This window comes from Paucibacter sp. M5-1 (assembly GCF_027498415.2).
GTDB lineage: Bacteria > Pseudomonadota > Gammaproteobacteria > Burkholderiales > Burkholderiaceae_C > Roseateles_E.
Genome location: NZ_JAPZLM020000001.1, coordinates 269,371 through 281,313, shown reverse-complemented (window position 1 = coordinate 281,313; position 11,943 = coordinate 269,371). Strand labels below are relative to the sequence as shown.

13 protein-coding genes are annotated in these 11,943 nt (G+C 68.8%); 2 read left to right on the top strand and 11 right to left on the bottom strand.

The genetic code is table 11. The features are described from left to right. Window positions 1-11: 11 nt before the first annotated feature. Window positions 12-1,127, bottom strand: a complete 1,116-nt coding sequence (locus O5M90_RS01335; protein WP_269841716.1) for a JmjC domain-containing protein — start codon at window positions 1,125-1,127, stop codon at window positions 12-14. 44 nt (window positions 1,128-1,171) lie between these two features. On the opposite strand from O5M90_RS01335, the gene O5M90_RS01330 reads away from it, so the two are divergent. Next, entirely contained in the window at window positions 1,172-1,693 is a 522-nt protein-coding gene (locus tag O5M90_RS01330) for an FKBP-type peptidyl-prolyl cis-trans isomerase (RefSeq protein ID WP_137940750.1), read from the top strand. A 3-nt stretch (window positions 1,694-1,696) separates the two neighbouring features. Here the strand turns inward: O5M90_RS01330 and dut are convergent, their stop codons facing one another. Beyond that, window positions 1,697-2,152 (bottom strand): dUTP diphosphatase, encoded by a 456-nt coding sequence (dut, locus tag O5M90_RS01325; protein WP_269841717.1) that lies wholly within the window; start codon window positions 2,150-2,152, stop codon window positions 1,697-1,699. After that, a complete protein-coding gene (coaBC, locus tag O5M90_RS01320; RefSeq protein WP_440401782.1) occupies window positions 2,149-3,372 on the bottom strand; it encodes a bifunctional phosphopantothenoylcysteine decarboxylase/phosphopantothenate--cysteine ligase CoaBC in 1,224 nt (407 codons plus the stop codon). The genes dut and coaBC overlap by 4 nt, the downstream gene beginning before the upstream one ends. A gap of 34 nt (window positions 3,373-3,406) precedes the next feature. Here coaBC and O5M90_RS01315 point away from each other — a divergent pair, with 34 nt between their 5' ends. Beyond that, entirely contained in the window at window positions 3,407-4,147 is a 741-nt protein-coding gene (locus O5M90_RS01315; RefSeq protein ID WP_269841718.1) for a YoaK family protein, read from the top strand. Window position 4,148: 1 nt separating this feature from the next. Here the strand turns inward: O5M90_RS01315 and trmB are convergent, their stop codons facing one another. Genes trmB through O5M90_RS01275 form a run of 8 tightly spaced genes read right to left on the bottom strand, consistent with a single transcriptional unit; the run spans window position 4,149 to window position 11,936 of the window. After that, window positions 4,149-4,847 carry a tRNA (guanosine(46)-N7)-methyltransferase TrmB gene (gene trmB / locus O5M90_RS01310; RefSeq protein WP_269841719.1) on the bottom strand — a complete coding sequence of 233 codons (699 nt, stop codon included), beginning with the start codon at window positions 4,845-4,847 and terminating at the stop codon, window positions 4,149-4,151. 41 nt (window positions 4,848-4,888) lie between these two features. Further along, on the bottom strand, window positions 4,889-6,217 hold the full coding sequence (deoA, locus tag O5M90_RS01305) for a thymidine phosphorylase (protein ID WP_269841720.1): 1,329 nt from the start codon (window positions 6,215-6,217) through the stop codon (window positions 4,889-4,891). A gap of 25 nt (window positions 6,218-6,242) precedes the next feature. Beyond that, window positions 6,243-7,001, bottom strand: coding sequence for a deoxyribose-phosphate aldolase (gene deoC / locus O5M90_RS01300; protein WP_269841721.1), 759 nt, complete (start codon window positions 6,999-7,001; stop codon window positions 6,243-6,245). A 5-nt stretch (window positions 7,002-7,006) separates the two neighbouring features. Then, window positions 7,007-7,843: a purine-nucleoside phosphorylase gene (locus O5M90_RS01295; protein ID WP_269841722.1), complete on the bottom strand. Its 837-nt coding sequence runs from the start codon at window positions 7,841-7,843 to the stop codon at window positions 7,007-7,009. A gap of 20 nt (window positions 7,844-7,863) precedes the next feature. Then, window positions 7,864-8,277 carry a cytidine deaminase gene (gene cdd, locus O5M90_RS01290; protein ID WP_137940758.1) on the bottom strand — a complete coding sequence of 138 codons (414 nt, stop codon included), beginning with the start codon at window positions 8,275-8,277 and terminating at the stop codon, window positions 7,864-7,866. 2 nt (window positions 8,278-8,279) lie between these two features. Further along, complete coding sequence (locus O5M90_RS01285) at window positions 8,280-9,254, bottom strand: ABC transporter permease (RefSeq protein ID WP_262968220.1); 975 nt, start codon at window positions 9,252-9,254, stop codon at window positions 8,280-8,282. After that, window positions 9,247-10,368, bottom strand: a complete 1,122-nt coding sequence (locus O5M90_RS01280) for an ABC transporter permease (protein WP_269841723.1) — start codon at window positions 10,366-10,368, stop codon at window positions 9,247-9,249. Before O5M90_RS01280 ends, O5M90_RS01285 begins: the two co-directional genes overlap by 8 nt. Beyond that, on the bottom strand, window positions 10,365-11,936 hold the full coding sequence (locus O5M90_RS01275) for an ABC transporter ATP-binding protein (RefSeq protein ID WP_269841724.1): 1,572 nt from the start codon (window positions 11,934-11,936) through the stop codon (window positions 10,365-10,367). The genes O5M90_RS01280 and O5M90_RS01275 overlap by 4 nt, the downstream gene beginning before the upstream one ends. Between the last annotated feature and the right edge of the window lie 7 nt (window positions 11,937-11,943).

The following is an 11,943-nucleotide window of genomic DNA, read 5'->3' as shown; positions in this document are numbered from 1 at the left end:
CCCCGCTCCTCTTACAAATCCTGTTGCACCCAGCCGTCCTCGGCCCACTGATCCAGCAGCTCGCGCGCGCCCTCGCTGAGCTTGGCAACCTCGGCACCGGAGAGCCGGCGCAGATCGGCCAGGCGCTGCATCAGCTTGGCGTCGCGGCCACCGGCCCGGTAGGACTCGCCATTGATGAAGACATGGGCATGGTCGTACAACATGCGGCTGCGCCGATCCAGCCGCGCAGCCGCGCCATCGGGCAGGACCGCGCCGGGCTCGAACCAGACCTTGGGCTTGGGCTCGCTGAGCGCCTCGCCCAGCGCCCGCTCCAGCGCCAGCGGCTCGCGCAGCGCGCGCTCGGCGGCATCGCGGGCAAAGGCCAGCAAGGCCTCGGGCACACGGCCCGGCTCGGCGGTGGCCGGCTGCTTGGGGTCGGCATACATGCGGTTGGCCTGCGGCCGGGTCTCATCATCCATCAGGCGCGGCAGCAGCTCGCGCGCCAGCTCGGCGCGCCAGGGCGTGCGAAAGCCCACCGAGCAGGTCATGCACTCGCCCTCGGCCACGCCGTCATGGGCCCAGCCCGGCGGCAGGTAGAGCATGTCGCCCGGCTCCAGCAGGAACTCCTGTTCGGGCTGGAAGTTGGCGATGATCTTCAGCGGCACATCGTCGCGCAGCTGCGCGTCCGGCTGGCGGCCGATGCGCCAGCGGCGCTTGCCCTGGACCTGGATCAAAAACACATCGTAGGAATCGAAATGCGGGCCGACGCCGCCGCCATCGCTGGCGTAGGAGATCATCAGATCATCGAGCCGCGCCTCGGGGATGAAGCGAAAGCGCGCCAGCAAGTCATGCGCGGTCTGCAGATGCAGATCCAGCCCCTGCACCAGCAAGGTCCAGTGCGGCTTGCTGAAGGGTGGCAGCTTCGGGCAAGGGCCCTGGCGCAGGCTCCATTGGCCATCGAAAGCCGTCACCAGGCGGGATTCGACATCCTCGCTGGCAGCCAGCCGGGCCAACTCGGCGCGCGTAGCCGGCGGCGTGATGCCCGGCAGGGCCTGGCGCACCAGCAAGGGCTTCTTCTGCCAGTGGCTGCGCATGAATTGCGCCGGGGACAAACCGCCAAGAAGTGGCGTGGATTGGTCAATATTCATGGGCCTGGATTGTGGCCTGCCCGCGGTATGCGATCATCCCGCCCATGCAAATTTCCGCCCCCTGTGTGGTCTCCCTGAGCTGGAGACTTGAAGATGCCCAAGGCCAGTTGATCGACGAGCTGAGCGAGGCGCTGGAGTTTTTCTACGGCGGCGACGACCTGTTCACCAAGGTCGAGGAAGCGCTGGCTGGCCAGGAGATCGGCTTCGAAGCCAGCCTGGCGCTGGAGCCCGAAGACGCCTTCGGCGAGTACGACTCCGCCCTGGTCTGTTTCGAGAGCCGCGCCGTGCTGCCCGAGAACGTCTCGGAAGGCATGCAGTTCGAAGGCCTGCCCGAAGGTGCGGCCAGCGAAGACATGCCGGCCGACCGTGTCTATACCGTCACCGAGGTCTATCCCGAACATGTGGTGCTTGACGGCAACCACCCCTTGGCGGGCATCGGCCTGCGCATGCATCTGAAGGTGCGCGATGTGCGCGAGGCCAGCGAGGAAGAGATCGAGGCCGGCAGTGTCGGCGAGGCGGTGTTCAGCCTGGTCAGCGGCGCGCCGCCGGACGCCTCCATCCACTGAGGCTCAGGCCTTGCCGGTGGAGCCAAAGCCACCGGCACCGCGTGCGGACTGATCGAAGTCATCGACGCGGCGAAAACCCGCCTGCACCACCGGCACCAGCACCAGCTGCGCAATGCGCTCCATCGGCTCGATCACGAAGGTGCTCTGGCCGCGGTTCCAGCAGCTGACCATCAGCTGCCCTTGGTAGTCGCTGTCGATCAGGCCGACCAGATTGCCGAGCACGATGCCGTGCTTGTGGCCCAGGCCCGAGCGCGGCAGTATCAGCGCGGCCAGGCCGGGGTCGGCGATGTGAATCGCCAGACCGGTCGGGATCAAGGTCGTCTGACCCGGCGCCAAGGTGACGGCCGCATCGAGGCAGGCGCGCAGATCCAGGCCGGCCGAGCCGGGGGTCGCATAGGCAGGCAGTTGCTCGGCCATGCGGGCATCGAGCACTTTCAGGTCAACAGTCGTCGTGGTCATGGCTTGTCGTGCAGGCGCGTCGCGATCTCGCGGATCAGCTCGCGCGCCAGGCTCAGTTTGTCGTTATGAGGGAGTTCGCGCTGGCCTTGGGCATCGACCAGCAGCAGCGCATTGTCGTCGCGGCCGAAGGTCGCCGGCCCGAGATTGCCGACGATCAACGGCACGCCCTTGCGCAGCAGCTTCTCGCGCGCATGCTTGAGCAGGTCGCGGCTCTCGGCCGCGAAGCCCACACAAAAAGGCCTGTCCGCCAGCGCCGCCACGGCGGCCAGGATGTCGGGGTTCTCGGTCAGCTCAAAGCTCGGCGCCGCACTGGCGCTGCTGCCGTCCTTCTTGATCTTGTGCTCGTTGATCTGCGCCGGCCGCCAGTCGGCCACCGCGGCGGTCGCGACGAACACATCGTGCGCCGCCGCGCGCGGCAGTACCGCGTCATACATCTGCAACGCGGTCTGCACATCGACACGCCGCACGCCGCGCGGCGTGGCCAGATGCACAGGCCCGGCCACCAAGGTGACCTCGGCGCCGGCCTCGGCCGCCGCGCGCGCGATCGCAAAACCCATCTTGCCGCTGGAGCGATTGGTAAGGCCGCGCACCGGGTCTATGGGCTCGAAGGTCGGTCCGGCCGTGATCAGGAGCTGCTTGCCGGCCAGCAGCTTGGGCTGGAAGAAGGCGATCAGTTCGTCTCGCAGCTCGGCGGCCTCCAGCATGCGGCCATCGCCGATCTCGCCGCAGGCCTGGTCGCCATTGCCGGGGCCCAGCACGACCGCGCCATCGGCGCGCAGCTGCGCGATATTGCGCTGCGTGGCCGGGTGCGCCCACATCTCGCGGTTCATCGCCGGCGCCACCAGCAGCGGGCAGCGCTCGGCAGGCCGCGCCAGCGCGGTCAGGCTCAGCAAATCGTCGGCCCGGCCCTGCACCAGCTTGGCGATGAAGTCGGCGCTGGCCGGCGCCACCAGCATCACATCGGCGCGCCGCGTCGCGTTGATATGGGCCATATTGTTGGGCTCGCGGGCGTCCCACTGGCTCATCAGCACCGGCTGGTTGGACAGGGCCTGCATGGTCACCGGCGTGATGAAGGCCTCGGCGGCCTCGCTCATCATCACCTGCACGGTGGCGCCGGCCTTGATCAGCAGCCGCACCAGCTCGGCGGACTTGTAGCAGGCGATGCCGCCCGAGAGGCCCAGCAAGACATGCTTGCCGGCGAGTTGTGTGCTTTCAGACATGGCGCGCACTCTAGCAGGCTCTATGCTCGCGCCCATGCCCGTGGACTATCTCGCCGAACTGACCGCCCCGCAGCGCAGCGCGCGTGCCAATCTGCATCTGGGCGCCGGCCTGGCCTTTGTGGCCGGCGCGCTGAATGCTGGCGGCCTTCTGGCGGTGGGCCAATACACCTCGCACATGACCGGCATGGTCTCGGGCGCGGCCGACCATATCGCGCTGGGGCAGATCGGCCTGGCGCTGAGCGCCGTCGTCGCGGTGCTGGCCTTTGTGCTGGGCGCGCTCAGCACCGCCGTGCTGGTCAACTACAGCCGCCGGCGCCGTCCGGTCTGGGCCTATGTGCCGACCCTGGTGCTGGAGGCGGCTTTGCTGCTGGTGTTCGGCCTGATCGGCAGCGAGATGCTGCCGCACCAGATCGAGCGGGTCTCGCTGACCGCGCTGCTGCTGTGTTTTGTGATGGGCTTGCAGAATGCGCTGATCACCAAGATCTCGAATGCCGAGATCCGCACCACCCATGTCACCGGCCTGCTGACCGATCTGGGCATGGAGCTGGGGCGCCTGCTCTACTGGAATCGGAACCCGGTCGGCCCCAGGGTGCAGGCCGATCGCCGGCGCCTGAAGATCCATGCCAGCCTGGTGCTGGCCTTTTTCATCGGCGGCCTGGCCGGTGCGCTGGGCTTCAAGCATGCCGGCTTTATCGCCACCGTGCCCTTGGCCCTGGCTCTGGTCGTGTTGGCTGCAGCCAGCCTGCTGAGGCCGCAGCTGCAGCCTCCGCTGTAGATCAGCGGCGCTTGAACACCAGATCCCAGACGCCGTGGCCCAGCTGGATGCCGCGGTTCTCGAACTTGGTCAACGGCCGGTAGGCCGGCTTCTCGGCATAGCCGGTTCCGGTCGCTGCGGTGTTCTCCAGCCCCGGCTCGGCACTCAGCACCGCCAACATCTGCTGGGCATAGGGCTCCCAGTCGGTGGCCAGATGCAGATAGCCGCCGGGCCTGATGTGCTGGATCAAGGTGGCGACGAACTCGGCCTGGATCAGGCGGCGCTTGTTGTGGCGCTTCTTGTGCCAGGGGTCGGGAAAGAAGATGTGCACGCCGGCCAGCGAGGCCGGTGCAATCATCTGCGCCAGCACCTCGACCGCGTCATGCTGGACGATGCGGATATTGGCAATCTGCTGCTCGTCAATCAGCTTCAGCAAGGCGCCGACCCCGGGCTCATGCACCTCGCAGCCGATGAAATCATGGTCCGGCAGCGTTTGTGCGATCTGGGCCGTGGCCCCGCCCATGCCGAAGCCGATCTCCAGCACCAGCGGCGCCTCGCGGCCGAAGACCTCGGCCGGCTTCAGCAGCTCTGGCTTGAAGGGCAGCACAAAGCGTGGGCCTAGCTCGGCCAGGGCCTTGATCTGGCCCGTGCCCATGCGGCCGGCGCGCGTGACAAAGCTCTTGATCGCGCGGCGCGGCGGGGTGTCGGGAGAATCGGACATGGCGGGGTGAACGGGGAGAAAGAAGGAGCGGGGGCGAAAGTCTAGCCGACCCGCGCCGCGATCAGCGGCAAGGCCTGCCAGGGCGCGCCGGGCTCGGCGAGCTCGCAGGCCGCTTGCAGCGAAGCCACCGCGCGCTCGGCATCGAGTTCGCTGCCCGCATGCACCCAGGCCAGTGGCTCACCGGCCTGCAGCTCGTCGCCCAGCTGGCGCATGCCGGACAGGCCCACGCGCATATCGATCACATCGCCGGCCTGGCGGCGGCCGCCGCCGAGCTCGACGATGATCAGGCCGATCTCGCGGGTGCGCATCGCCGTCAGGCGACCGGCCCGCAAGGCCGGCACCGGGCGCAGCACCGGCGCCTCGGGCAGATAGGCGGCCGGCCGCTCCAGCAGGTCGGCCGGGCCGCCCAGCGCCGCGACCATCGCTGCGAACTTCTCGGCCGCCGCGCCGCTGTCCAGCGCCCGCTGCAGCTTGGCACGCGCCTGGGCCTCGTCGCCGGCCAGGCCACCCAGCAGCAGCATCTCGGCGGCCAGCGCCAGCGTCACCTCGTGCAGGCGTGGCTCGCGTGGCTCGCGTGGCTCGCCCCTCAGATAGGCAATGGTCTCGTGGATCTCCAGCGCATTGCCGACCTCGCTGCCCAGCACCTGGTTCATATCGGTGATCAGCGCCCGGGTCTTCATGCCGGCGCCATTGGCCACCTCGACAATGCTCTGGGCCAGCTGCTGCGCCATCGCCGGCGAGTCGGCAAAAGCGCCATTGCCCCATTTGACGTCCATCGCCAGGCCCTGCAGGCCGGCGGCCAGTTTCTTGGACAGGATGGAGGCGGTGATCAGCGGCACGCTCTCGACCGTCGCGGTGACGTCGCGCGTCGCGTAAAAGCGCTTGTCGGCCGGGGCCAGATCGGCGGTCTGGCCGATGATGGCGCAGCCCAGCGAGCGCACGATGCGGTCGAACTCGGCCGGGGCCGGCGTCGTCGTGTAGCCGGGTATCGCTTCGAGCTTGTCGACCGTGCCGCCGGTATGGCCCAGGCCGCGGCCGGCAATCATGGGTACATAGCCGCCGCAGGCGGCCACCAGCGGCGCCAGCATCAGGCTGACTTTGTCGCCGACGCCGCCGCTGGAGTGCTTGTCCAGCACCGGGCCGGGCATGTCCGGCCAGCTCAGCACCCGGCCCGAGTGCATCATTGCCCGCGTCAGCGCCACGCACTCGTCGCGCCCCATGCCGCGCAGGAACACGGCCATGCCCAGCGCCGCAACCTGGCCCTCGCTCCAGCTGCCATCGACCAGGCCGCGCACAAAAGCCTGAATCTGCGCCTCGGACAGCGCCGCGCCGTCGCGCTTGCTGCGGATGATTTCCTGAGCCAGCATCATCGCTGCCGCTCCTCTCTTGAATGCATCAGTAGGCGCTGGTGGCGGGCGCCGGGGCCTGGCCCGACAGCGTCGCGAGAATGTCGTTGAGCAGGCCGCTGGCACCGAAACGCAGGCGCTGCGGCGTCAGCGCGGCGGTGCCGAGCTTGTCGGCGGCGAGCTGCAGATAGGCCTGGGCCTCGGTCACCGTGCGGATGCCGCCGGAGGCCTTGAAGCCGGCATGCGGCAGGCCGCTGGCCGCGATCTCGCCGAGCATCACGGCGGCCGCCTGCGGCGTGGCCGACAGCGGACTCTTGCCGGTGCTGGTCTTGACGAAATCGGCCCCGGCCATCAGGGCCAGACGGGTCGCCTCGGCAATCAGCTCGGCGGTCCTGAGCTCGCCGCTTTCAATGATGACCTTCAAGGTCAGCGGCCGGCTGGCGTGGCGCACCTCGGCCAGAAACTCGGCGACTTCGGCCGCCTGTCCGGCCATCAGCGCGCGGTAAGGCAGCACCACATCGACCTCATCGCCACCGGCCGCCGCAATCGCCTCGACATCGGCCAGCGCACGCGCCAGATCGAGCGCGCCGTCGGGGAAATTGGCCACCGCCGCCACCTTGATCGTGGCCGGCAGCAACGCCCTCGCCTGCGCGACAAAGCGCGGCCAGACGCAGACTGCGGCCACCGGGCCGAATTCGGTCTGGGCACGGCGGCACAGGGCCTCGATATCGGCGGCGCTGTCGGCTTCGTTGAGGCTGGTCAGATCCAGGCAGGCCAGGGCCTGGCGGGCGGCAGCATGCAGGTCCATGACCATCAGGCCCGCAGCGAGGGCAGCTCGGCCAGGCCGGCGATCACCTGGGCCAGGAACTTCGCCGCGCTGTCGCCCGAAGCCTGGGCCTGCTGCAAGGTCAGCGCATGGGTCAGGGCCTCGGCCGACAGGCCGGCGGCCATATTGGTCATCAGCGCGATGCCCATCACGCGCAGGCCGGCATGGCGGGCCAGGATGGTCTCGGGCACGGTGCTCATGCCCACGGCATCGGCGCCCCAGGCCGCGAACATGCGGATCTCGGCCGGCGTCTCGAACTGCGGCCCCAGGGCCCAGACATAGACGCCCTCGCCCAGCTTCATGTTCTGGGCCTGGGCCACCTTCTTGGCATGGCCGCGCAGCTCGGCGTCATAGGCCGTGCTCATGTCGACAAAGCGCTCGCTGCCCGGCTCGCCGATCAGCGGCGAGCGCTGCGGCGCGTTGATATGGTCGGCGATCAGCATCAGGCTGCCCGGCGGCGTGTGGGCGCGCAGCGAGCCCGAGGCATTGGTCTGCAGCAGCACCTTGACGCCCCAGCGCTTCAAGCTGCGCAGCGCACCGGCCATGCCGGTGCAGTCGCCGCTCTCATAGGTGTGGGCGCGGCCGCGCAGCATCACGACGCGCTGGGCGCCGATCTGGCCGACGACGATCTCGTTGACATGGCCCTCGACCCTGGGCTGCGGAAAGGCCGGCAGCTCGGTATAGGGCAGGTTTTGCGCGCCCTCGACATGGCTGACCGCACCGGCCCAGCCCGAGCCCAGCACCACGGCCACTTCGGGGGCCGGGCCGAACAGGGCTTGCAGCTTGGCGACGGTGGCGGCGATCGCCTGTTCTTGTGTGTTCATTGTTCTTGCCTCCCGGGAGTTCAGGTCTTCAAATGTTCGGGGCCGAAGCTGAAGGGCAGCAGCTGCTCCAGCGTCCACTGCTGGCGGATGCCGCCCGGGTCGGCCGCGATGATCAGCAGATCGGGGCCGCCGAACTCGCGCAGCTTCTGGCGGCAGCCGCCGCAGGGCGTGATGATGTCGGGCCCCGGGCCGCTGACCAGCACCGCCTGGGCCCGGCGCGAGCCGGCCATCAGCATCACGCCCAGGGCTGTGGCCTCGGCACACCAGCCTTGAGGATAGGCGGCGTTCTCCATATTCGCACCCAGATGGATGAGGCCGTGCTCGTCGAGCACGGCGGCACCGACCGCATAGCGCGAATACGGCGAATAGGAGCGCTGGCGGGCCTGCAGCGAGGCCTCCAGCAGGCGCTGCTGCAACTCGGGCGTCAGGGTCATGATCAACGTTCCTTGATATAGGGCCGGCCCAGCGCCTTGGGCGCCAGCGCCTGGCCGATGAAGCCGGCCAGCAGCACGACGGTCAGGATATAGGGCAAGGCCTGGATCAGCTGCACCGGCACCTCGCCGCCGCCCAGCAGCGCCGGCAGCGCCACGCCCTGCATCCGGATCGCCACCGCGTCCAGGAAGCCGAACAGCAGGCAGGCGAACATGGTCGGCACCGGCTTCCACTTGCCGAAGATCATCGCGGCCAGCGCGATGAAGCCGCGGCCGGCCGTCATGTTCGGGCTGAAGTTGGCGTTCTGCGCCAGGGTCAGATAGCTGCCGGCCAGGCCGCACAGCACACCGTTCATCAGCAGCGCCGCATAGCGCAGCCGCGGCACCGAGACGCCGGCCGCATCGACCATGGCCGGGTTTTCGCCGACCGCACGCAGGCGCAGGCCCGGCTTCGTGTGCTCCAGGAAGAACCAGACCGCAGCCACCAGGAAGAAGGCCAGATAGACCAGCACGTTATGGCTCAGCAGGCCGTGGCCGATCACCGCGCCCCACCAGTCGCCGGCCACCGGCTCGGCATAGGCCGTGCTCAAGCCCGTCAGGCGCACCTCGGTGCCGACCGGCGGGGTCTGGCCGCCCTGGGCGAACCAGGCGATGCCCAGCACCACGGTCAGGCCGGCAGCCACCATATTCAGCGCCACGCCGGTGATCACCTGGTCGCCGCGATGACTGACGCAGGCAAAGCCGTGCAGCAGCGACAGCGCGCAGGCTACGGCGATGGCCGCCACCAGCCCCATGCCGGTCGAGTGGCTGGCGCTGGCCGCAGCGGCCGCGGCAAAGGCCGCGAACAGCATCTTGCCTTCCAGGCCGATGTCGATGACGCCGGAGCGCTCCGACAGCAGGCCGGCCAGCGCGCACAGCAAGAGCGGCGTCGTCACGCGCAAGGTGGACGCCAGCACGGATCCGATCAGAACTTCATCCATGGGACACCGCCGTGCGTTGGAAGGCCGCGTACAGCTTGGCAAACAGCGGCGCGCTGACCATGGCCATCGCGCCGGCAAACAAGACGATCAGCCCCTGCACCGTCACCACCATCTCGCGGCTGAAGCCGGGCACCTCGAAGGCCACCTCGACCCCGCCCTGGTAGAGCACGCCGAACAGCAGCGAGGCCAGCACAATGCCCACCGGATGGTTGCGGCCCATCAGCGAGACCGCGATGCCGGTGAAGCCGGCGCCAGCGACAAAGTCCAGGGTCAGCTTGCCCTGCACGCCGGAGATCTCGTTGACCCCCACCATGCCGGCCAGCGCGCCGGACAGACCCATCGCGATCAGCACCTGCATGCGCGGCCGGATGCCGGCATAGTGCGCCGCCTTGGGCGCGCTGCCGACCGAGCGCAGCGCATAGCCGGCGCGGCTCTTCCACAGAAACCACCAGACGAAAACACAGGCCAGCAGGGCCAGCAGCAGGCTCAGATTCAGCGGCGACGAGGGCATCTCGACGCCCAGGCTCTGCGCCAGGTTGTGCAGCGCCGGCATGCGGGCGCTGTCGGCAAAGTTCGCGCTCTCCACCGCCATGCTGCCCTTGGGCCGCAGCACATTGACCAGCAGATAGACATTCAGGCTGCTGGCCAGGAAGTTGAACATGATGGTGGTGATGACGATATGGCTGCCGCGCCAGGCCTGCAGATAGGCCGGCACCAGGGCCCAGACCATGCCGAACAGCGCGCCCGAGACCACCAGCAGCGGCAGCATCAGCCAGGCCGGCAGGCTCGCGCTCAAGGCCAGCGCCATCAGGGCCACGCCCAGACCGCCGAAGGTGGCCTGGCCCTCACCGCCGATATTGAACAGGCCGCCGTGAAAAGCCATCGCGACCGCCAGACCGGCAAAGATGAAGGTGGTCGTGTAGTACAGCGTGTAGCCCAGGCCGCGCACGCTGCCCAGCGAGCCCTGCAGCAGCACCGCCAGCGCCTGGGTCGGGCTCTGCCCGATCACCAGCACCACCAAGCCCGCCACCGCGAGCGCCACGCACAGATTCCACAGCGGCAACAGGCCGACATCCATCCAGCGCGGCAGTTGCAAGGATTGACTGCTACTCATGACTCCACGGGCTCCGCCGCCTGGGCCGCCATCAGCAGGCCCAGACTCTTCTCATCACATTGATCGATGGCCAGCTCGCCGGTGATGCGGCCGCCATTCATCACCAGCACCCGGTCCGCCAGCGCCAGAATCTCATCGAGCTCGGAGCTGACCAGCAGCACCGCGCAGCCGGCGTCGCGCAGCGCGCGCAGCTGCTGGTGGATGAACTCGATGGCGCCGATATCGACGCCGCGCGTCGGCTGGCCGACCAGCAGCACGCTCGGCGCCTGGCCGATCTCGCGCGCCAGGATCAGCTTCTGCTGGTTGCCGCCGGAAAACTTCGACGAGCCCAGCTGCGCATCGCGCGGCCGCACATCGAAGCGCTCCATCATCTCGGCGGTCTGCGCCCGCATATGGCCCTGATTCATCGCCCAGCCGGCCGGGCCGGCGCGGTACTGCGCCTGCTCGTGATAGCCCAGCGCGGCGGTCTCCCAGGCCGGGAAACTCATCACCATGCCGCAGACCTGACGGTCTTCCGGCACATGGGCCAGCTTCAGCAGCCGCGCCTGGCCGGGCTCCAGCCAGGCGGTGGCGGCATCGAAACTCGCCGCGCCGACGCTCAGCCGGCCGGCATCGGGCGCGCGCATGCCCGACAAGACCTCCAGCAGCTCGCTCTGGCCATTGCCCGAGACGCCGGCCACGCCGACGATCTCGCCGGCCTGCAGCCGCAGCGTGATGCCCGACAGCACGGCCACGCCCTGCGCATCTCGCAGGGCCAGGTCTTGCGCCTGCAGGCGCAGGCTGTCGCCACGCTTGGCGCCGCCGCTGCGGCCCAGATTGACCTTGCGCCCGACCATGGCCTCGGCGAGGTCCTCCGGGCTGGTGTCGGCGATCGCGCTGGTCTTGATCACCTGGCCGGCACGCATCACCGTGACCTCGTCGCACAAGGCCATCACTTCCTTGAGCTTGTGCGTGATCAGGATGATGGTCGTGCCCATGGCCTTCAGACGGCGCAGGGTCTCGAACAGCTGCAGCGTCTCCTGCGGGGTCAGCACGGCGGTCGGCTCGTCCAGGATCAGGATCTTGGCGCCGCGGTACAGGGCCTTCAGGATCTCCAGGCGCTGCAGCTCACCGACGGGCAGGTCGCCGACCAGCTCGTCCAGCCGCACATGCAGGCCGGTGTCGCGCATCAGCGCTTCCAGCTTGGCCCGCACCTCACGCTTGGCGCGGCCCAGGAAGAAGGCCGGCTCGGCGCCCAGCATCACATTGTCCAGACAGCTCAGGGTCTCGACCAGCATGAAATGCTGGTGGACCATGCCGATGCCCAGCGCGATCGCCTGGTGCGAGTTGGCGATCGCCACCGAGCGACCGGCCACCTCGATATGGCCGGCATCGGCCTGGTAATAGCCATAGAGAATGGCCATCAAGGTGCTCTTGCCGGCGCCGTTCTCGCCGACCAGGCCGTGCACCGTGGCCGGGGCCACACTCAGATCCACACTGCGATTGGCCTGCACCGCGCCGAAGCGCTTGCTGATCCCGCACAGGCGTACCGCCGGAGGCACTCGTGTGCCGCTGCTTGCTTCTGACATCAGGATC

Coding starts and splice junctions, on each gene's coding strand:
- O5M90_RS01335 (WP_269841716.1), bottom strand. CDS start 1,127: ATGAATATTGACCAATCCACGCCACTTCTTGGCGGTTTGTCCCCGGCG.
- O5M90_RS01330 (WP_137940750.1), top strand. CDS start 1,172: ATGCAAATTTCCGCCCCCTGTGTGGTCTCCCTGAGCTGGAGACTTGAA.
- dut (WP_269841717.1), bottom strand. CDS start 2,152: ATGACCACGACGACTGTTGACCTGAAAGTGCTCGATGCCCGCATGGCC.
- coaBC (WP_440401782.1), bottom strand. CDS start 3,372: ATGTCTGAAAGCACACAACTCGCCGGCAAGCATGTCTTGCTGGGCCTC.
- O5M90_RS01315 (WP_269841718.1), top strand. CDS start 3,407: ATGCCCGTGGACTATCTCGCCGAACTGACCGCCCCGCAGCGCAGCGCG.
- trmB (WP_269841719.1), bottom strand. CDS start 4,847: ATGTCCGATTCTCCCGACACCCCGCCGCGCCGCGCGATCAAGAGCTTT.
- deoA (WP_269841720.1), bottom strand. CDS start 6,217: ATGATGCTGGCTCAGGAAATCATCCGCAGCAAGCGCGACGGCGCGGCG.
- deoC (WP_269841721.1), bottom strand. CDS start 7,001: ATGGACCTGCATGCTGCCGCCCGCCAGGCCCTGGCCTGCCTGGATCTG.
- O5M90_RS01295 (WP_269841722.1), bottom strand. CDS start 7,843: ATGAACACACAAGAACAGGCGATCGCCGCCACCGTCGCCAAGCTGCAA.
- cdd (WP_137940758.1), bottom strand. CDS start 8,277: ATGACCCTGACGCCCGAGTTGCAGCAGCGCCTGCTGGAGGCCTCGCTG.
- O5M90_RS01285 (WP_262968220.1), bottom strand. CDS start 9,254: ATGGATGAAGTTCTGATCGGATCCGTGCTGGCGTCCACCTTGCGCGTG.
- O5M90_RS01280 (WP_269841723.1), bottom strand. CDS start 10,368: ATGAGTAGCAGTCAATCCTTGCAACTGCCGCGCTGGATGGATGTCGGC.
- O5M90_RS01275 (WP_269841724.1), bottom strand. CDS start 11,936: ATGTCAGAAGCAAGCAGCGGCACACGAGTGCCTCCGGCGGTACGCCTG.